Below are 20,128 nucleotides of genomic sequence, written 5' to 3'. Positions count from 1 at the left end.
GAGATCGGCACGGTGGGCACGGCGGCCCCGATAGCCCTGCCGCCAACGCGGGCTCCGGTTCGCCTTCGGCAACCCGTCTCGAACTATGCTAATTTCCGCGAGATCCGGCGACGCGCCACGGGCCGCCCGCCGCCCTTCTACCGTGCCTTGGAGCCACGATGATCGACGTCTATAGCTGGGCCACGCCGAACGGCCATAAAGTCCACATCATGCTGGAGGAAACCGGTCTCCCGTACCGGGCGCATCCCATCGATATCGGTGCGGGCGACCAGTTCAAGCCCGATTTTCTCGCCATCAGCCCGAACAACAAGATCCCGGCCATCGTCGATCCCGAAGGCCCGGCGCGCGAAGACGGCAAGCCGTTCTCGCTCTTCGAGTCCGGCGCGATCCTCATCTACCTCGCCGCGAAAACGGGCAAGTTCATGCCCGAGGACCTCGCCGCGCGCTACGACGTGCTGCAATGGGTCATGTTCCAGATGGGCGGCCTCGGCCCCATGCTCGGCCAGGCGCACCACTTCCGCCTCTACGCGCCCGAGAAGATCGAATACGCCGTGAACCGCTACACCAACGAGGCGAAGCGCCTCTACAACGTGATGGACACGCAGCTCGGCAAGACCGAATACCTCGCGGGCAACGAGTACACCATCGCCGATATCGCCGCGTTTCCGTGGACGCGCTCGTGGCAGAACCAGGGCATCGACCTCGACGCGCTGCCGAACGTGAAGCGCTGGCACGAGGCCATCGCGGCGCGCCCGGCGGTCAGGCGCGGCGTGGAAGTGCTGGCGTCGGCCCGCAAGCCCATCACCGACGACAAGGCGCGCGAAGTGCTGTTCGGCGCGACGCAGTACGCGAAGCACTGAGCACCGCCTGGGCGCAAAACGGGGCGCAAAAAGAAGGGGCGTCCGGCTACACGGCCGAACGCCCCTTCTTTCATGGTGACGCGCTCAGAAGTAGTGCCGCGTAATGAACTCCGCAACGCACGCAGGCCGGTCGCTTCCCTCGCGCTCGACGGTGACATCCCACGTCACCTGCACGCCGCCGTCGCCGATGTCGCCCACTTCCTTCACGGCAAAGCGCGCGCGCAGCTTCGCGCCCACAGGCACCGGCGACGTGAAGCGCACACGGTTGAGCCCATAGTTCACGCCCATGCGCTGGCGCATCTGCACCGTCTGTTCGAGCAGCGCCGGAATCAGCGAAAGCGTGAGAAAGCCGTGCGCGATCGGGCCGCCGAATGGCGACTCGCGGCGCGCACGCTCCGCGTCCACATGGATCCACTGATGGTCGCCGGTGGCGTCGGCAAAGCCCAGCACCTGCGGCTCGCCCACCGTGATCCAGCCGCTCGTGAACGGCGCGCCGCCCGCAAGCGCGCGCAGCGCCGCCACGTCGGCGATCTGCACGACTCCGCTCTCGCTCATTGCGCGCCTCCCGGATGGCGCAACCCGAACAGCGCCTTCGAGCGGACCGTGACGATGGTCTCGCCGTGCTGGTTGATGCCGTCCCAGCGCGTTTCGACGATGCCGCGATCGGGTTTGCTCTCCGAGACGCGCTTGCTGACGACGGTGTTCTTCATGGTCAGCGTGTCGCCGACGCGCGTCGGCTTGAACCAGCGGATCTCGTCGACGCCGGGCGAGCCCATCGAAGTCGAACCGTGCAGGAAATTGCGCACCAGCATGCCCATCATGACCGAGCACGTGTGCCAGCCGCTCGCCACGAGGCCGCGGAACATCGACGCCTCGCCAGCCGCTTCGTCCACGTGGAACGGCTGCGGATCGAACTGCTCCGCGAAATGCACGATCTCCTCGCGCGTGAACGTATGCGAGCCGACTTCATACGTCTTGCCCACTTCCAGGTCTTCGTAACTCAGGCCCATCGTTGCTTTCCTCGCTGCTGCAGTATCGCGCTCAGGTTGCCGATCAAGTCACCGCTCAAGTCACCGTCACGCCGCCGATCCGGCAAAACCCGGCAGCGCGGCAAACCGCTCAAGATGATGATCGACGTCGCCGAGCGTAGTGTCGATGATCGTGAGGCGCTTGAACAGATGCGCCGCGGCTACCTCGTTGGTGACGCCCATGCCGCCGTGCAGTTGCACGGCCTGCTGGCCGACATACCGCGCCGCCTGCCCCACGCGCACCTTCGCGGCGGAAATCGCGCGGCGGCGCTCGTCGGCCGACTCGCTACTGTAGCGCGCCGCGGCGAGATACGTGAGCGAGCGGGCCTGCTCGGCGTGGATCAGCATTTCGGCCATGCGGTGCTGCAACGCCTGGAAGCGTGCGATGGGCACGCCGAACTGCTGGCGCGTCTTCGTGTACTCGACCGTGGCATGGTTGAGCGCATCCATCGCGCCGATGGCTTCGGCGCACAGCAGGAAGGTCGCGTAATCGGCGATCTGTTCCCACACCGCCGCCCCCACCGAGGCATCGCCCAGACGGCGCGCATGTGCGCCGTCGAACTTCAGCGTGGCGGCGCGCTGGCAGTCGATCGTGCGGTAGTCCTGCACTTCGACACCCTTCGCATCGCGCGCCACGACGAAAAGCGCGACTTCGCCGGCAAGACGCGCCGGCACGATCCAGTAGTCCGCCTGCGCGCCGTGCTGCACGACCGACTTGGCGCCCGTGAGCGCAAAACCGTCGCCGGTTTCCCTGGCCGTGGTGTCGATCGAAAACAGGTCGTAACGCGCCTCCGGCTCGTGGAATGCCACGGCAAGACGCGCTTCGCCCGATGCCACGCGTTCGAGCAGTTGCGCGTTATCGCCCTGCGGCACACCGCCCGCAAGCCTGAGTGCCTCGACGCCCACCGCCGTGGCCCAGTACGGCTCGACCACGAGCGCGCGGCCCAACTCCTGCATGACCACGAGCATGTCGAGCGGCGTGCCGTCGAAACCGCCCTGCTCCGCCGGCACCGGCAGCGCCGTGAGGCCGAGTTCGACGAACGCATTCCAGTGGCCGGCGGATACGCCCTCGGGCGTCTTCACGACCGCCTGGCGCGCTTCGAAGCCGTAGCTCTTGTCCAGATAGCGACGCAGCGCGTCGGCGAGTTGCTGTTGCTCTTCGGTGAAATTGAAGTTCATGCGCCGCTCCTCAAATCCCCAGGATCATCTGCGAGATGATGTTCTTCTGGATTTCGTTCGACCCGCCGTAAATCGACGTCTTGCGATAGTTGAAGTAATACGCCGCGAGCGGTGCCGCGTCGTCGTCGCCGCCCAGCGCGTGGGCGTGTTCGCCTTCGAGGAACGCCGGGTCGAACGGCGCCGCGAGCGGGCCGACCGCATCGACCATCAGCTCGGTCAGCGCCTGCTGGACTTCGGTGCCCTTGATCTTGAGCATCGACGCCTCGGGACCGGGGCCGCGCCCCGCGCCTTCGCTCGCGATCACGCGCTCGACGGTCACTTCGAGCGCCATCAGTTCGATCTCGACCGCCGCCACGCGCGCCGCAAAGAGCGGATCTTCGATGAGCGGCTTGCCGTTCTTCTTCTGCTTGCGGGCAAGCTGCTTGAGGAACGCCAGTTCGCGCTTCGAGGCGCCCACGCGCGCAATGCCCGTGCGCTCATGGCCGAGCAGGTATTTCGCGTAGGTCCAGCCGCGATTCTCTTCGCCCACCAGATTCTCGACGGGCACCTTCACGTCTTCGAAGAACACCTCGTTGACCTCGTGATCTTCGTCGAGCATGACGATCGGACGCACGGTAATGCCGGGCGTTTTCATGTCGATCAGCAGGAACGAGATGCCCTCCTGCTTCTTGGCAGCCGGGTCGGTGCGCACGAGGCAGAACATCATGTCGGCGTGCTGGCCGAGCGTGGTCCAGGTTTTCTGGCCGTTCACGACGTAGTGATCGCCTTCGCGCACGGCGCGCGTGCGCAGCGAAGCGAGGTCGGAGCCCGAGCCCGGCTCGGAGTAGCCCTGGCACCACCAGTCGGTGCCGGCGAGGATGCGCGGCAGGTAGTAGCGCTTTTGCGCCTCGTTGCCGTACTTCATGATGACGGGCGCGACCATGGACACGCCGAACGGCAGTACGGGCGGCGCACCGACGCGGGCGCACTCTTCGTCCCAGATATGGCGCTGGGCGACGTTCCAGCCGGGGCCGCCGTATTCGACGGGCCACGCGGGCGCCGACCAGCCGCGCTGGCCCAGCAACTGATGCCAGCTCGCAATGTCGTCGCGGGAAAGGCGCTTGTGGTTGAGAATCTTCTGGCGCACGGCCTGAGGCAGATTGGCCTCGAGCCAGGTGCGGATTTCGGCGCGGAATGCGTCGTCGGCGGGGGAATAATCGAGATCCATGCGCAGTGTCTCCTGGCCGCGGCCAATGCCGCCGCGGCGAAGACCCGCGTGCTTACTGGAGCGAGCCCTTCAGCGCGGCCGGAACCGGCAGCGGCATCACTTCGATGCCTTCTTCGACGAGAGCCTGCGCGTCCTCCGCGGATGCGACTCCACGGATGTTGCGCGACGGCGCTTCCCTGTAATGAATGCGCCGCGCCTCCTCGGCGAAACGGTCGCCCACGTTCTCCGTCTTGTCCAGGACCTCGCGCAGTACACGCATGGCGGCTGCCTGCCGGTGCGCCGCTTCATCCGCGGCGGGCCGGGAGCTCGCCTCGGTGGCGCCAGACAGATTCAGCCGCGGTGCCGAGGGCAGGCGGTTCACGTCCTTCGCACCGCACATCGGACATTCCACCAGCTTGCGCGAGCGCTGCGATTCGAAATCGTCGGCAGAAGCAAACCAGCCTTCGAACCGATGGCCGTCTGGGCACTGTAAATCGAGGACCTTCATGGGAATCAGGGCTTAGCGACGAGTGTAGCGTAATTTTGAGATTTTTGAACGATCGTTCGTAAATTTTTCGCCTGGGGCAATCCCGGCAAAGTTGCTCATTGTAGCGCTGCCGCGAGGGGGCCGCTCGCGGTCCCCGGCGAAGCCATCACGGTGCCAGAAGCAAAAACGGCGGCCCTATGGACCGCCGTCATCGGCTGCATCTTTAGCTACGTCGTCGGCCGCAAGGAGCGCGAACGCAGCCCCCAACCTCACCCCTGCTCGATCGTGCCGAGCGGCCAGGTGTCCGAAAGCGCCTTCTCCAGCCAGAACGTGCCGATGATCGTCTTCACGTCGGTAATCCGGCCGTTGCGCACCCACTCGAGCAGTTCGGGCAGCGTCGCCGTGAAGGTTTCGAGAAACTCGCCCTCGTCGAGCTTCGACTCGCCGGCAGTCAGGCCCCGCGCGAGGTAGATGTCGATGAATTCCGTCGAGTACGAGATGACCGGGTGAATGCGGGTCAGATAAACATATTCGCGCGCCGTATAGCCCGTCTCTTCGCGCAACTCGCGCTTCGCGCAGGCCAGCGCCCCTTCCTGCGGGTCCAGCTTGCCCGCCGGAAACTCGGTCATCACGCGCGCAAGCGGGTAACGGTACTGGCGCTCCATCAGCACGCGCCCATCGTCGAAGAGCGGAATCACCATGACCGCGCCCGGATGCACCACGAACTCGCGCGTGGCGTGCTTGCCGTCCGGCAGCGCTACGGTGTCGCGCTTGAGGGTCAGGAAGTTGCCCGAATAGAGCGTCGTGCTTTCCACGCACGTCTCGGCGAGCGCCGGGTCGTGTTTCTGCTGTTCAGCCATGTCGAACCTCTGGGATACCGCATGGATGCGGCGATGCAAGGAGAGTGCCCGGCCTGCAAGGCGGGCGCGTGACGCTCGCCTTGCAGCGTGCAGGATCGTAGATTACGCCGGACGGCGCTTGACGAGGTATTGCCAGGCGAAGCCGGGGAACGCGAACACCACGAAGAGACAGAACGTGATGGCGTAGAACTGCCAGCCCTGGTCGAACCGGTTGCCGGCGCGCGCTTCGAGCATGAAGCCGAGTGCGCCGACCACGAAATACAGCACGATCAGTTCGGCGATGCGCAGCCACGCGTTCTTCTTCTGCGCGCGCAGCGGCACGACGCCGAACAGCCGTTGATTGACGAACGGCAGGTTGGCGCCGACGAGCGCCAACAGCACAATGAACCAGCCCGCTGCCGACATTACAGCGGCAGCGTATGCGCAACCGCCTGCAGGCAGAGCGACATGAGCGGACCCGGAATGATGCCGAGCACCAGCACGGCCGCGCCGTTCACCGTGAGCAGCGCGCGATTGAAGGCGTGGCCGCCGATCGGCGCGGTATCGCTCGGCGCATCGAAGTACATCAGCTTCACGATGCGCAGGTAGTAGAACGCGCCGAAGAGCGAGGTGACGACGGCGAGGATCGCGAGCCAGGTGAGGCCGGCGTTCATCGTCGCTTCGAGCACGGCGAGCTTCGCGTAGAAGCCGACCGTCGGCGGAATGCCCGCGAGCGAGAACATCATGAGCATCATGACGAACGCGAACACCGGGCTGCGCTGGTTCAAGCCCTTGAAGTCGTCCAGCGTTTCCGCTTCGAAGTCGCGGCGCGCGAGCAGCATGACGATGCCGAATGCGCCGAGCGTCGTGACGAGGTAGATGATGCTATAGAACATGGCCGAGCTATAGGCGCTGGCCGCGCCGCCCGCCTTGCCGTCCACGATGCCGGCCAGCAGCCCGAGCAGCACGAAGCCCATGTTCGAGATCGCCGAGTACGCCAGCATGCGCTTGACGTTGCGCTGGACGATACCGGTGATGTTGCCGACGATCATCGAGAGCGCCGCGAGGATGATGAGCATTTCCTGCCAGTCCACGGCGAGCGGCAAGAGGCCCATCACGAGGAAGCGCACGGCCCACGCGAACGCGGCGACCTTCGGTCCGCCGCCGGTGAGCAGCGTCATGGCCGTGGGCGCGCCCTGATAAACGTCGGGCACCCACATGTGGAACGGCACGGCGCCCATCTTGAAGGCCACGCCCGCCACGACGAACACCACGCCGAACAGCAGCACGATGTCGTTGATGTGGCCCGAGGCCACCGCCTTGAGCACTTCGTCCAGTTCGAGCGCGCCGGTCGCGCCGTACAGCATCGAGATGCCGTACAGCAGGAAGCCCGAAGCGAGCGCGCCGAGCACGTAGTACTTCATCGCGGCTTCGTTCGACGAACCGTTATTGCGGCGCAGCGCGATCACGGCGTAGAGCGAGAGCGACATCAGCTCGAGGCCGAGATAGAGCGTGAGGAAGTTGTTGCCCGAGATCATGACGAGCTGGCCGAGCAGCGAGAACATGCCGAGCAGGAAGAACTCGCCCCGGAACATGTCGCGGTCTTCCAGGTACTGGCGCGAATAGACGATCGACACGGCATAGCCGAGCGAGACCACCGCCTTCATCGCGCTCGCGAACGCATCCACCACGTACATCCGCGAGAAGAAGTAGTACACGTGCGGATCGAACGCGTTCACCGCGAACCAGATCCCCGCCACGAGCGTGGACAGGAAAGCGATGAAATAGGTCGTCTTGCGGCCCGAGGGACCGGTAAACGTGTCGTTGAGCCACGCGACGACGGTGGCGGCCATCACCAGCGCGTCGGGTAGCAGTGCGGTCATAGGGGCGTTTGGCATGATCTTTAATTCCTCCGCTCGGTATTACTGTGACAGCGGCAGCTTCGACACTGCGACGTGGGAGAGGAGGTTATCCACGGAAACGTGCATCACATCGGTAAAGGGCTTCGGGTAGATGCCCATGAAAAGCGTCAGCAGCGCGAGCACTGCCAGCACCAGGTACTCGCGGCAATCGATGTCCTTCAGCTCGCGAACGTGGTCGTTCGCGATGGCGCCGAAGTACACGCGCTTGTACATCCACAACGTATAGGCCGCGCCGAGTATCAGCGTGAACGCTGCCGCGAACGCGATCCAGAAGTTGAACTTCACCGCCGCCAGAATCACCATGAACTCGCCGACGAAACCCGAGGTGCCCGGCAAGCCGCAGTTGGCCATGGCGAACAGCATCGCGAGCGCGGCGAACTTCGGCATCGTGTTGACGACGCCGCCGTAGTCCGAGATCTGGCGCGTATGCATGCGGTCGTACAGCACGCCGATGCAAAGGAACATCGCGCCCGAAACGAAGCCGTGCGAGATCATCTGGATGATCCCGCCTTCCATCGCCATCTGGCTCGACGGCCCGAACATAAAGAAGCCGAGCGTGACGAAGCCCATGTGGGCGATCGACGAATACGCAACCAGCTTCTTCATGTCCGCCTGCACCATCGCCACCAGTCCGATATAGATGACCGCGATGAGTGACAGCGTGATGATGACCGGTGCGAGATAGTGGCTCGCGTCGGGCGTGATGGGCAGCGAGAAGCGCAGAAAACCGTAGGCGCCGAGCTTGAGCATGATCGCGGCCAGCACGACCGAGCCGCCCGTGGGCGCCTCCACGTGCGCATCCGGCAGCCACGTGTGCACCGGGAACATCGGCACCTTCACCGCGAACGCGAAGAAGAACGCGACGAAAAGCAGGATCTGCGGCGTCATGGCGAGCTTCGCGGCCTGCCACGAGGCGAGATCGAAGCTGTGCGTCTCGCGGTACAGATAGAGCAGCGCGACCAGCATCAGGAGCGAGCCGGCCAGCGTGTAGAGGAAGAACTTGAAGGCCGCGTACACGCGGTTCGGGCCGCCCCAGATGCCGATGATGATGTACATCGGGATCAGCGTGGCTTCGAAGAACACGTAGAACAGCAGGCCGTCGGCGGCGCAGAAGACGCCGATCATAAGACCCGACAGGATCAGGAACGCCGCATAGTACTGCGCGACGTTCCTCTGGATGACCTGCCAGCCCGCGATCACGACGACCACGGTGATAAGCGCCGTCAGCACGACGAACCACATCGAGATGCCGTCGATGCCGAGGTGATACGCAATGTTGAACCGGTCGATCCAGACCGACTTCTCCTCGAACTGCAGCGCAGCCGTGGTGGTGTCGAAGCCCGAAACGAGTGGCAGTGTGACGAGAAAACTAAGCACCGAACCGATGAGCGCGATCCAGCGATCCGCGCTCGAGCTCCGCAGGGAGCCCACTACAAGAACTACGATGCCGAACAGGATCGGCAGCCAAATCGCAATACTTAGAATCGGATATGCGTGCATTCAGTTTCCCTCGCCTTATTTGCCGCCGAGCGTTACAAACAGGGTCAGGAGCCCGAGCATACCAATGATCATGGCAAATGCGTAGTGGTAGATGTAGCCGGATTGCAGGAAACGAATGACAGTTGCAAACCAGCCGATAAACTTCGCGCTCCCGTTTACGACGCCGTCGATCACGACCACGTCGCCCTCCTTCCACAGACCGCGACCGATCGCGAGCGCTCCCCGCGCAAACACCACTTCATTGATCTTGTCGAGGTAATACGCATTCGCGAGCAGCTTGTAGACCGGCGAGAACGTGCGCTGCACGACGGCCGGCAGGTCCGGGCGCTTCATGTAGAAGAACCACGCGACCACCACGCCCGCGAGCGCCAGCCACACCGGCACGCCCGAGAACGCATGCGCGCCCATGGCCGCCCAGCCCCGGAACTCGTCGGCCATTTCGGCGAGAGCCGGGTGGTTCTGGCCGATGAAGATCACCTTGTCGAAGGCGACGCCGCTCTGGAAGAACGAACCGTAGAGCAGCGGCTGGATGGCATACGCGCCGGCGATCACCGAAGGAATGGCGAGCAGGACGAGCGGCACCCAGATCACCCACGGCGACTCGTGCGGCACGTGCTCGTGATGATGGTCGTCGTGATCGTGGCCGTGGCCGCCGTGCGCGGCATGCGCCGCTTCGATGCCCAGCGGCGATTCCGGATGCTTCGGACCGCGGAAGCGCTCTTCACCGTGGAACACGAGGAAGTACATGCGGAACGAGTACAGCGCCGTCACGAACACGCTTGCGACCACCGCGAAGTAGGCAAAGCCCGAACCCGGCAGGTGCGAGAGCTTCACGGCGTCGATGATCGAATCCTTCGAGTAGAAGCCCGAGAAGAACGGCGTGCCGATCAGCGCGAGCGAGCCGATCAGCGAGGTGATCCACGTAATGGGCATGTACTTGCGCAGGCCGCCCATGTTGCGCATGTCCTGGTCGTGGTGCATGCCGATGATGACCGAGCCCGCGGCGAGGAACAGCAGCGCCTTGAAGAACGCGTGCGTCATCAGATGGAAGATCGCGACCGGATACGCCGACACGCCGAGCGCGACCGTCATGTAGCCGAGCTGCGAGAGCGTGGAGTACGCCACCACGCGCTTGATGTCGTTCTGGACGATGCCGAGGAAGCCCATGAAGAGCGCGGTGATCGCCCCGATCACGACGATGAACGAGAGTGCCGTGTCTGAGAGCTCGAAGAGCGGCGACATGCGCGCGACCATGAAGATACCGGCCGTCACCATGGTTGCCGCGTGGATCAGCGCGGAGATCGGCGTCGGGCCTTCCATCGAGTCAGGCAGCCAGACGTGCAGCGGGAACTGCGCCGACTTGCCCATCGCGCCGATGAAGAGGCAGATGCACGCCACCGTGAGCAGGTTCCACGAGGTGCCAGGGAACGTCAGCATGGCGAGCGCGTGGCTCTTCGCGAACACGTCGTTGTAGTTCAGCGAGCCGCCGTACGCGAGCAGAAGACCGATGCCGAGCAGGAAGCCGAAGTCGCCCACGCGGTTCACGATGAACGCCTTCATGTTCGCGTAGATGGCGCTCTCGCGCTTGAAGTAGAAGCCGATCAGCAGGTACGAGACGAGACCCACCGCTTCCCAGCCGAAGAACAGCTGCAGGAAGTTGTTGCTCATCACGAGCATCAGCATCGAGAACGTGAAGAGGGCGATGTAGGAGAAGAAGCGCTGGTAGCCCTCCTCGTCCGCCATGTAGCCGATGGTGTAGATGTGCACCATCAGCGACACGAAGGTCACGACCACCATCATGAGCGCCGTGAGCGAATCGACCAGGAAGCCCACTTCGAACTTCAGGCCGCCCACCGACATCCATTCGTAGATGGTCGAGTTGAAGCTCGCGCCGCCCAGCACGTCGGAGAGCGTGATGCACGAGAGCACGAACGCAATCGCCACGCCGAGAATGGTGACGGTATGCGCGCCGGCACGCCCCACGGTTTTGCCGAAGAGCCCGGCAATCAAGGAGCCCGCGAGCGGTGCCAGCGGGATCGCCAGCAGCAGGGTTTCGTTGAGTGTTGTCGCCATAGCAGCCTGCCTTAGCCTTTGAGCTGATCGAGATCCTCGACGTTGATCGTGTCGAGGCTGCGGAACAGAGTCACAAGAATAGCCAGACCAATCGCAGCTTCCGCCGCCGCGACCGTTAGCACGAAGAACACGAAAATCTGTCCGTGAACGTCACCGAGGTAATGCGAGAACGCGACGAAGTTCGTGTTCACCGCCAACAGCATCAGCTCGATCGCCATCAGGATGATGATGACGTTGCGCCGATTGAGAAAAATGCCGACGATCGAGATCGCAAAGAGGATCGCGCCGAGGACGAGATAATGGGCCAGGGTCAACATGGTTCGCTCCTCCGCGCTTAAGCCTTGGTACCGGCCGGGGCATCGCCCGCGGCGGCGCCCTCGGTTGCCTGCGCCGCTTCCGGCACTTCCCTCTCCGGCTGCATCTTCACGAGACGCACGCGGTCCTGGCGGCGCACGCTCACCTGCTTCGCGACGTCCTGGCGCTTCGAGTCTTTCGGCTCGCGCACGGTGAGCGCGATGGCCGCGACGATCGCCACGAGCAGCACGAGGCCCGCCACTTCGAACGCGAAGATGTAGTCCGTATAGATGATCTTGCCGATCAGATGCGTGTTCGAGATCGCCGAAGCCGCCGCCGCCGAGGTGTCGGGCACGGGCGCGGACGTCGCGCCATAGCCGCGCCAGAGGATCAGCGCCGTTTCGACGACGATGATCGCGCCCACGAGGGTCGCCACGGGGATGAAGCGCTTGAAGTCGCGGCTCAGCACGTCGACGTTGATGTCCAGCATCATCACGACGAACAGGAACAGCACCATCACCGCGCCCACGTAGACGAGCACCAGCAGGATCGCGAGGAATTCCGCCTCGAGCAGCATCCAGATCGCGGCCGCGTTGAAGAACGCGAGCACGAGGAAGAGCGCCGACGCGACAGGGTTGCGCGACGTGATCACCTTCAGCCCCGAGAGCGTCAGCAGCAGGGCGAAGATGTAGAACAGGACGGTGGTGAATTCCATGATTACGGGTTCATCGTTGAGGCCATCGTAAGGCGGGTTGCGCAGCGCAGACTGGCGGCCAGACCAGGGTGCGCCGCGCCGCGGCGGTCAAACTGCGGGCATGCGCCGTTCGCGGCACACAGCTTCCCCGCAGCCGGCCCGACCGCGGGCCGATGCAGCGTCAGACTCAAATCAACGGTACGGTGCATCCGCTGCCTTGTTCGCTGCGATCTGCGCTTCGTATCGATCGCCGACAGCCAGCAGCATTTCCTTCGTGAAATACAGATCGCCGCGCTTCTCGCCGTGGTACTCGAGAATGTGCGTTTCGACGATCGAATCGACCGGGCAGCTTTCTTCGCAGAAGCCGCAGAAGATGCACTTGGTCAGGTCGATGTCGTAGCGCGTCGTGCGGCGCGTGTTGTCCTCGCGCACCTCGGATTCGATCGTGATCGCGAGCGCGGGGCACACGGCTTCGCACAGCTTGCACGCGATGCAGCGCTCTTCGCCATTTTCATAGCGGCGCAGCGCGTGCAAGCCGCGAAAACGCGGCGAGATGGGCGTCTTTTCTTCCGGGAACTGCACCGTGAACTTGCGCTTGAACGTATAACGGCCGGTCAGCGCGAGTCCCTTGAGAATCTCGGTCAGGAAAAACGTCTTGAAGAAGTTTTGGATAGCGTTCATGGCGTCGCCCCTTATTTCCAGATGCTCAACGGCGACATGTACCAGAAGCCGACGACGATCAGCCACACCACGCAGACCGGAATGAACACCTTCCAGCCGAGGCGCATGATCTGGTCATAGCGGTAGCGCGGCAAGGTCGCGCGCGCCCAGATGAACACCGACAGGAGACAGAAGACCTTCAGCACGAGCCAGAACACGCCCGGGATGAAGTCGAGGAAACCGAACGGCGCGCTCCAGCCGCCGAGGAACAGCACCGAAGCCAGCGCCGAGATCACGATCATGTTGATGTACTCGGCGAGGAAGAAGAGCGCGAACGCCATCCCCGAGTAATCGATCATGTGACCCGCGACGATTTCCGACTCCCCTTCCACCACGTCGAACGGGTGGCGGTTCGTTTCGGCGAGGCCCGAGATGAAATAGACGACGAACATCGGCAACAGCGGCAGCCAGTTCCACGAGAGAAACGTGATGCCCCAGTTCGCGAACATGCCGCGCATCTGCCCTTCGACGATGTCCGAGAGGTTCAGGCTGCCCGACACCATCAGCACCACGACGAGCGCGAAGCCCATGGCGATTTCGTACGACACCATCTGCGCCGCGGCGCGCATCGCGCCGAGGAACGCGTACTTCGAGTTCGAGGCCCAGCCCGCGAGAATCACGCCGTAGACGCCGATCGACGAGATCGCCATCACGTAGAGCAGGCCCGCGTTGATGTTGCCGAGCACCGCGCCCGCCTGGAACGGGATCACGGCCCAGACCGCGAAAGCCGGCACCACCACCATGATCGGCGCGACCATGTAGATCCAGCGGCTCGCCTGCGCGGGCTGGATCACCTCCTTGAGCAGCAGCTTCAGCACGTCGGCGATCGGCTGCAGCAGGCCGGCCGGACCGACGCGGTTCGGACCGAGGCGCACGTGCATCCAGCCGATCAGCTTGCGCTCCCAGAGGATCAGGTACGCGACGCACAGCAGGATCACCACCGAGACGACGAGAATGCGCACCAGCGCCCACACCGTGGGCCACGCCACGCCGAGCAGCTGGCTGCCGCCTGCATTGATCGTATCGAACAAGCTCATTTACGCCTTCTCCACCAGCAGTTCACCGAACAGGCTGCCGAGCTGCGCACCGGCCGGCGTGGCCGCCGACACGCGCACCACCGTCGGCGCAAGATTCGCATCGCGCGTTGCCGGCGCCGTGACCGACAGGTCGCCCTGGCGCACGCGCACCGCTTCGCCTTCCTTCAAACCGAGCGCATCGAAGAGCGCGGCCGGCAGGCCGACCGTGTTGGCCGCGCGCGCCGCCGTCGTGAGATGCAGCGCTTCGGCGCGGCGCACGAGCGGGTCGGCGTGATAGATCGGCACATCGGCAAGGCGCTCGAAGCGCCCTTGCGCCGCTGCGGCCAGCGTGCCCTTCGCGACCGGCACGGCCGCCCGGTTCGAGAGGCGCGCAGCCAGATCGCCGTCGCCGAGCGCCTTGCGGCGCACGTCTTCCGCGCTTTCGTATTCGAAGCCGCGCGCGCCGATGAGCGTGCCCAGCACGCGCAGCACCTTCCAAGCGGGGCGCGCGTCGCCGAGCGGGCGCACCACGCCGTTGAACGTCTGGGCCGTGCCCTCGGCGTTCACGAAGGTGCCCGCGGTCTCGGTGTACGGCGCGATCGGCAACAGCACGTCGGCGTATTCGAGACCCGTCCTGAACGGCGAGAACACGACGACCATTTCGGCCTGACCGAGCGCCGCGCGCGCGGCAGCCGGGTTCGCGCTATCGAATTCCGGTTCGACGTTCAGGAGCAGATAGCCCTTGCGCGGCTGCTCGAACGCTTCACGCGCGTTCAGGCCGCCGTTGCCCGGCAGCGCGCCCGCGAGGTGCGCGCCGACCGTGTTGCCCGCTTCGGTCAGGAAGCCGAGCGTGGCGCCGCTCGTCTCGGCAATGAATTGCGCCGCGGCATGCAGGCGCGAGAAGTCGGGATGCTGAACCGCGCCGTTGCCGAGCAGTACGAAGCGGCGCTCGCCGCTTGCCAGCGATGCGGCAACCTGTTTCGCCGCCTCGCTCGCCTGCGTGCCCGCGAAGGCTTCCGGCAGTGCCACGCCCTTCGCTTCGGCAACCGCGGCGGCAATGCCGGCCAGCTCGTCGAGCCACGCCGAAGGCGCCGCGACGATGCGCTGCGCGTTCGGGATCAGCGAGGCGTCGGCAGTGGCCTGCAGCAGCGCGACCTGCGCGCCGCCCTTGGCCGCCTGACGCAGGCGCGCGGCGAAGAGCGCGTGGTCGCGGCGCAGGGCCGAACCGATCACGAAGGCCGCGTCGGCATACGAAAGCTCTGCGATCTTCGTGCCGAGCCACGGCGCACCGGCGAGCGGTGCCGGGAAGTCGCTCTGGCGCAGGCGGAAATCGACGTTCGGCGTGCCGACCGCGTCCGCGAACTGCTTGAACAGGTAAAGTTCTTCAATCGTGCTGTGCGGACTCGCGAGCGCGGCGATCATGTTCTCGCCGTGCTCGTCGCTGATGCCGCGAATGCCCTTCACGACGTAGTCGAGCGCGGTCTGCCAGTCGGTTTCGACCCACTCGCCGCCCTGCTTGAGCATCGGGCGGGTCAGGCGGTCTTCGCTGTTCAGGCCTTCGTACGAAAAGCGGTCCTTGTCCGAGATCCAGCACTCGTTGATCGCTTCGTTCTCGTACGGCAGCACGCGCATCACGCGGTTGTTCTTGACCTGCACGATGACGTTCGCGCCGGTCGAATCGTGCGGGCTCACCGACTTGCGGCGCGACAGCTCCCAGGTCCGCGCCGAGAAGCGGAACGGCTTGCTCGTCAGCGCGCCCACCGGGCACAGGTCGATCATGTTGCCCGAGAGTTCGGAATCCACGGTCTTGCCGAGGAAGGTGCTGATTTCCGAATGCTGGCCGCGGCCGAGCATGCCGAGCTCCATCACGCCCGCGATCTCGTCGCCGAAGCGCACGCAGCGCGTGCAGTGGATACAGCGCGTCATCTCTTCCATCGAGATGAGCGGCCCGACGTTCTTGTGGAACACCACGCGCTTTTCTTCGCTGTAGCGCGAGGACGACTTGCCGTAGCCCACGGCCAGATCCTGCAACTGGCATTCGCCGCCCTGGTCGCAGATCGGGCAGTCGAGCGGGTGGTTGATCAGCAGGAACTCCATCACGGCTTGCTGACCCTGCACGGCCTTTTCGGACGAGGTGCGCACGACCATGCCCTGGGACACCGGGGTCGCGCACGCGGGCACGGCCTTCGGCATCTTCTCGACATCGACGAGACACATCCGGCAGTTGGCCGCGATCGACAGCTTCTTGTGATAGCAGAAGTGCGGGATGTACGTGTCCACCCGCTGCGCAGCCTGGATCACCATGCTGCCCTCGGGCACCTGCACCTTCTTGCCGTCTATTTCAAGTTCAACCATGATGGTTAATCGTCCCTAACCTGTTACCGCCCGATTTCCCGGCGGCATACCCCGTTGCGTCGTGCTGCGCGGTTCATGCACCGCGCGCTGCCTGTCTCCGGCGCTCGTCGACTCCCGGCCCTCGCCCTCAGGCGGCCACCGTCTCCGATGCCGCGTGCGAGCCGGCATGTCCGCCGACGAGGCAACGCTTGTTGTGCACGTGATATTCGAATTCGTCCCAGTAGTGCTTGAGCATGCCGCGCACCGGCATGGCCGCCGCGTCGCCAAGCGCGCAGATCGTGCGGCCCATGATGTTGCCCGCCACCGAGTTCAGCAGGTCCAGGTCTTCCTGGCGGCCCTGGCCGTGCTCGATGCGGTTCACGACGCGATACAGCCAGCCCGTGCCTTCGCGGCACGGCGTGCACTGGCCGCACGACTCTTCGTAGTAGAAGTACGAGAGGCGCAGCAGCGAGCGCACCATGCAGCGCGTTTCGTCCATGACGATGACCGCCCCCGAGCCGAGCATCGAGCCCTGCTTGGCGATGGAATCGTAGTCCATGTCCGTCTGCATCATGATGTCGCCCGGAATGACCGGCGCCGACGAGCCGCCCGGAATCACGGCCTTGAGCTTCTTGCCGTCGCGCATGCCGCCGGCGAGTTCGAGCAGCGTGGCGAACGAGGTGCCGAGCGGCACTTCGTAGTTGCCCGGCAGTTCGACGTCGCCCGACACCGAGAAAATCTTCGTGCCGCCGTTGTTCGGCTTGCCGAGCTCCATGTACGCCTGCGGGCCGACCGTCAACAGGAACGGCACCGCCGCGAAGCTCTCGGTGTTGTTGATCGTGGTGGGCTTGCCGTACACGCCGAAGCTCGCCGGGAACGGCGGCTTGAAGCGCGGCTGGCCCTTCTTGCCTTCGAGTGATTCGAGCAGCGCGGTTTCCTCGCCGCAGATGTACGCGCCGTAACCATGGTGCGCGTGCAACTGGAACGAGAAGTCCGTGCCCAGAATGTTGTCGCCGAGATAGCCGGCCGCGCGCGCTTCGTCGAGCGCAGCCTCGAAGCGGCGGTACACCTCGAAAATCTCGCCGTGGATGTAGTTGTAGCCCACGGTAATGCCCATCGCATACGCGCCGATGGCCATGCCTTCGATCACCGCGTGCGGGTTCCAGCGCAGGATGTCACGATCCTTGAACGTGCCCGGCTCGCCTTCGTCCGAGTTGCAGACGAGGTACTTCTGCCCCGGGAACTGGCGCGGCATGAAGCTCCACTTCAGGCCGGTCGGGAAGCCCGCGCCGCCGCGGCCGCGCAGACCCGAAGCCTTGACGTCGGCAATCACCTGCTCGGGCGGAATCTTCTCTTCGAGAATGCGGCGCAGCTGCTTGTAGCCGCCGCGCGCGACGTAATCTTCGAGGTGCCAGTTCTCGCCGTTGAGGCCCGCGAGAATCAGCGGTTTGATGTGACGGTCGTGCAACGAAGTCATTTCGAAAGCTCCTCGAGCAGCTGGTCGATCTTCTCGCGGGTCATTCGCGGGCACATGCGGTGGTTATTCACGAGCAGCACCGAAGCGTCGCCGCACGCACCGAAGCATTCGCCTTCCTTCAAGGTGAAGCGGCCGTCGGCCGTGGTCTCGCCGAATTCGATACCGAGCTTGTGCTTCAGGTAGTCGGCGGTGGCTTCCGCGCCGCCGTCCGGGCCGAGCTGGCACGGCAGGTTCGTGCAGAGCGTGATCTTGTACTTGCCGACCGGGCTCGTCTCGAACATCGTGTAGAAGGTGGCGACCTCCTCCACCGCCACAGGCGGCATGCCGAGGTAGTCGGCCACGAACTGCATGAGCTCGGGGGACAGCCAGCCGTGCTCTTCCTGAGCAACGGCCAAAGCCGCCATCACGGCGGACTGTTTCTGATCGGCGGGGTACTTCGTCAACGCGCGATCGATTTCTTTCAGGCCTTCAGCTGAGATCATTTTCAGACACGACTCACTCAATTCCTACCGTTGCATTTCCCGCCACTCTTCGACCTGCCGCGCGCTCCAACCCGACTCTTCGCTGCGGCAGACGTGGCGTTCCCGGTATCTTGCGCAGCGCGCTCCCCTACCGTCCGGGACGCGCTGCCAGTTTGCTGCTTAACGATCGATTTCGCCGAACACGATGTCCTGCGTCCCGATGATCGTCACCGCGTCGGCGATCATGTGGCCGCGCGCCATCTCGTCGAGCGCCGAGAGATGGGCGTAGCCCGGTGCACGGATCTTCAGACGATACGGCTTGTTGGCGCCGTCCGACACCAGGTAGATGCCGAATTCGCCCTTCGGATGCTCGACGGCGGCGTACGCCTCGCCTTCGGGCACGTGGAAGCCTTCGGTGAAGAGCTTGAAGTGGTGAATCAGCTCTTCCATGTTCGACTTCATGTTCACGCGCGAAGGCGGCGCAATCTTGTGATTGTCGACCATCACGGGGCCGGGATTCCTGCGCAACCACTCAATGCACTGTTTCGCAATGCGGGTGGACTGGCGCATTTCCTCGACGCGCACGAGATAGCGGTCGTAGCAGTCGCCGTTCACGCCCACCGGAATGTCGAAGTCCATCTGGTCGTAGACTTCGTAGGGCTGCTTCTTGCGCAGATCCCACTCGATGCCCGAACCGCGCAGCATCGCGCCCGACAGGCCGAGCTGCATGGCGCGCTCGGGGGTCACCACGCCGATGCCGACGAGCCGCTGCTTCCAGATGCGGTTGTCGGTGAGCAGCGTTTCGTACTCGTCGACGCAGCCGGGAAAGCGCGTAAAGAAGTCGTCGATGAAATCCAGCACCGAGCCCTGGCGCGCCTCGTTCATGCGGGCGAGCGCCTTCTCGTTGTGGATCTTCGAAGCCTTGTACTGCGGCATGGCGTCCGGCAGGTCGCGATAGACGCCGCCCGGACGGTAGTAGGCCGCGTGCATGCGCGCGCCCGACACCGCTTCGTACACGTCCATCAGGTCTTCGCGCTCGCGGAACGCGTAGAGAAAGACCGCCATCGCGCCCACGTCGAGCGCGTGCGAGCCGATCCACATGAGGTGGTTCAGCACGCGGGTGACTTCGTCGAACAGCACGCGGATGTACTTCGCGCGCACCGGCGGCTCGATGCCGAGCAGCTTTTCGATGGCGAGCACGTAGCCGTGCTCGTTGACCATCATCGAGACGTAGTCGAGCCGGTCCATGTAAGGCACCGACTGGATGAAGGTCTTGTTCTCGGCAAGCTTTTCGGTGCCGCGATGCAGAAGGCCGATGTGCGGATCGGCGCGCTGGATCACTTCGCCGTCGAGCTCGAGCACGAGGCGCAGCACGCCGTGCGCTGCCGGGTGCTGCGGGCCGAAGTTGAGCGTGTAGTTCTTGATCTCTGACATGCGACCCTCTTAGTGATTCTTCAGACCGCCGTACCGATCCTCGCGGATCACGCGCGGCGTGATTTCGCGCGGCTCGATCGTCACCGGCTGATAGACCACGCGCTTCTGTTCCGGGTCGTAGCGCATTTCGACATAGCCCGAGAGCGGGAAGTCCTTGCGGAACGGGTGGCCGATGAAACCGTAGTCGGTGAGGATGCGGCGCAGGTCGGGGTGCCCTTCGAAAACGATGCCGTACAGGTCGAACGCCTCGCGCTCGTACCAGTTCGCCGAATTCCAGTTCTCGACCAGCGAGGGGACGATAGGCACTTCGTCGTCGAGCGCGAACACGCGCAGACGCAGGCGCCAGTTGTGCGTGAGCGAAAGCAGATGCGACACGGCGGCAAAGCGCGGACCTTCCCAGGCGCCGTCGCCGTAGGTCTGGTAGTCCATGCCGCAGAGGTCCATGAGCTGCTCGAAGCGCAGCGTGGGGTTGTCGCGCAGCTCCTTCGCGACATCGAGGTAATCGCCCGCCTTCACGACCAGCGTGAGTTCGCCGAGCGCCTCGGTGAGGCTGGCGATACGCGCGCCAAGAGCCGCTTCGAGGTTCGCTTTGAGGGTCTCGAGTTTGCTTGCCATATTGTGGGG

Annotated in this window: 20 protein-coding genes; 1 reads left to right on the top strand and 19 read right to left on the bottom strand. The window is 64.4% G+C overall.

The features are described from left to right. The first annotated feature begins 158 nt into the window (after window positions 1–158). On the top strand, window positions 159–860 hold the full coding sequence (locus BFE01S_RS15265) for a glutathione binding-like protein (protein WP_028226274.1): 702 nt from the start codon (window positions 159–161) through the stop codon (window positions 858–860). Between the two features lie 84 nt (window positions 861–944). On the opposite strand, the gene BFE01S_RS15260 is transcribed toward BFE01S_RS15265, so the two are convergent. The 19 genes from BFE01S_RS15260 to BFE01S_RS15170 all read right to left on the bottom strand — a co-directional run bounded on the left by BFE01S_RS15260 (window position 945) and on the right by BFE01S_RS15170 (window position 20,119). After that, window positions 945–1,415, bottom strand: coding sequence for a MaoC family dehydratase (locus BFE01S_RS15260; protein WP_042337680.1), 471 nt, complete (start codon window positions 1,413–1,415; stop codon window positions 945–947). Then, window positions 1,412–1,870: a MaoC family dehydratase gene (locus tag BFE01S_RS15255; RefSeq protein ID WP_028226272.1), complete on the bottom strand. Its 459-nt coding sequence runs from the start codon at window positions 1,868–1,870 to the stop codon at window positions 1,412–1,414. The genes BFE01S_RS15260 and BFE01S_RS15255 overlap by 4 nt, the downstream gene beginning before the upstream one ends. Window positions 1,871–1,936: 66 nt before the next feature. Next, entirely contained in the window at window positions 1,937–3,067 is a 1,131-nt protein-coding gene (locus BFE01S_RS15250) for an acyl-CoA dehydrogenase family protein (protein ID WP_028226271.1), read from the bottom strand. A 10-nt stretch (window positions 3,068–3,077) separates the two neighbouring features. Continuing rightward, complete coding sequence (locus tag BFE01S_RS15245; protein ID WP_028226270.1) at window positions 3,078–4,274, bottom strand: acyl-CoA dehydrogenase family protein; 1,197 nt, start codon at window positions 4,272–4,274, stop codon at window positions 3,078–3,080. A gap of 52 nt (window positions 4,275–4,326) precedes the next feature. Beyond that, entirely contained in the window at window positions 4,327–4,761 is a 435-nt protein-coding gene (locus BFE01S_RS15240; RefSeq protein WP_028226269.1) for a DUF1178 family protein, read from the bottom strand. Window positions 4,762–5,009: 248 nt separating this feature from the next. Continuing rightward, window positions 5,010–5,600, bottom strand: a complete 591-nt coding sequence (locus tag BFE01S_RS15235; RefSeq protein ID WP_028226268.1) for an NUDIX domain-containing protein — start codon at window positions 5,598–5,600, stop codon at window positions 5,010–5,012. 102 nt (window positions 5,601–5,702) lie between these two features. Then, the gene (locus BFE01S_RS15230; protein ID WP_028226267.1) at window positions 5,703–6,005 is read right to left on the bottom strand and encodes a DUF2818 family protein; all 303 of its coding nucleotides are present in this window, start codon (window positions 6,003–6,005) and stop codon (window positions 5,703–5,705) included. Beyond that, a complete protein-coding gene (gene nuoN / locus BFE01S_RS15225) occupies window positions 6,005–7,477 on the bottom strand; it encodes an NADH-quinone oxidoreductase subunit NuoN (protein WP_042337679.1) in 1,473 nt (490 codons plus the stop codon). Before nuoN ends, BFE01S_RS15230 begins: the two co-directional genes overlap by 1 nt. Before the next feature lie 24 nt (window positions 7,478–7,501). Further along, the gene (locus BFE01S_RS15220) at window positions 7,502–9,001 is read right to left on the bottom strand and encodes an NADH-quinone oxidoreductase subunit M (protein WP_028226265.1); all 1,500 of its coding nucleotides are present in this window, start codon (window positions 8,999–9,001) and stop codon (window positions 7,502–7,504) included. 15 nt (window positions 9,002–9,016) lie between these two features. After that, the gene (gene nuoL, locus BFE01S_RS41890; protein ID WP_028226264.1) at window positions 9,017–11,074 is read right to left on the bottom strand and encodes an NADH-quinone oxidoreductase subunit L; all 2,058 of its coding nucleotides are present in this window, start codon (window positions 11,072–11,074) and stop codon (window positions 9,017–9,019) included. 11 nt (window positions 11,075–11,085) lie between these two features. After that, complete coding sequence (gene nuoK / locus BFE01S_RS15210) at window positions 11,086–11,391, bottom strand: NADH-quinone oxidoreductase subunit NuoK (protein WP_006052894.1); 306 nt, start codon at window positions 11,389–11,391, stop codon at window positions 11,086–11,088. Between the two features lie 17 nt (window positions 11,392–11,408). Next, window positions 11,409–12,083 (bottom strand): NADH-quinone oxidoreductase subunit J, encoded by a 675-nt coding sequence (locus tag BFE01S_RS15205; RefSeq protein WP_028226263.1) that lies wholly within the window; start codon window positions 12,081–12,083, stop codon window positions 11,409–11,411. A gap of 171 nt (window positions 12,084–12,254) precedes the next feature. Beyond that, the gene (gene nuoI / locus BFE01S_RS15200) at window positions 12,255–12,743 is read right to left on the bottom strand and encodes an NADH-quinone oxidoreductase subunit NuoI (protein WP_027795465.1); all 489 of its coding nucleotides are present in this window, start codon (window positions 12,741–12,743) and stop codon (window positions 12,255–12,257) included. An 11-nt stretch (window positions 12,744–12,754) separates the two neighbouring features. Beyond that, complete coding sequence (gene nuoH, locus BFE01S_RS15195; protein WP_028226262.1) at window positions 12,755–13,819, bottom strand: NADH-quinone oxidoreductase subunit NuoH; 1,065 nt, start codon at window positions 13,817–13,819, stop codon at window positions 12,755–12,757. Then, window positions 13,820–16,153 (bottom strand): NADH-quinone oxidoreductase subunit NuoG, encoded by a 2,334-nt coding sequence (gene nuoG, locus BFE01S_RS15190; RefSeq protein ID WP_028226261.1) that lies wholly within the window; start codon window positions 16,151–16,153, stop codon window positions 13,820–13,822. 127 nt (window positions 16,154–16,280) lie between these two features. Next, window positions 16,281–17,609: an NADH-quinone oxidoreductase subunit NuoF gene (gene nuoF, locus BFE01S_RS15185; protein WP_028226260.1), complete on the bottom strand. Its 1,329-nt coding sequence runs from the start codon at window positions 17,607–17,609 to the stop codon at window positions 16,281–16,283. Next, window positions 17,606–18,091: an NADH-quinone oxidoreductase subunit NuoE gene (gene nuoE, locus BFE01S_RS15180; RefSeq protein ID WP_028226259.1), complete on the bottom strand. Its 486-nt coding sequence runs from the start codon at window positions 18,089–18,091 to the stop codon at window positions 17,606–17,608. Before nuoE ends, nuoF begins: the two co-directional genes overlap by 4 nt. Window positions 18,092–18,250: 159 nt before the next feature. Then, a complete protein-coding gene (locus tag BFE01S_RS15175; RefSeq protein WP_028226258.1) occupies window positions 18,251–19,504 on the bottom strand; it encodes an NADH-quinone oxidoreductase subunit D in 1,254 nt (417 codons plus the stop codon). Between the two features lie 9 nt (window positions 19,505–19,513). Next, the gene (locus BFE01S_RS15170) at window positions 19,514–20,119 is read right to left on the bottom strand and encodes an NADH-quinone oxidoreductase subunit C (RefSeq protein ID WP_028226257.1); all 606 of its coding nucleotides are present in this window, start codon (window positions 20,117–20,119) and stop codon (window positions 19,514–19,516) included. Window positions 20,120–20,128 lie beyond the last annotated feature (9 nt).

Source organism: Paraburkholderia ferrariae NBRC 106233 (assembly GCF_000685035.1).
In the GTDB taxonomy this organism is placed as follows: domain Bacteria; phylum Pseudomonadota; class Gammaproteobacteria; order Burkholderiales; family Burkholderiaceae; genus Paraburkholderia; species Paraburkholderia ferrariae.
The sequence above is the reverse complement of the archived record's forward strand: the minus strand, read 5'-3'. Positions and strand labels throughout refer to the sequence as shown.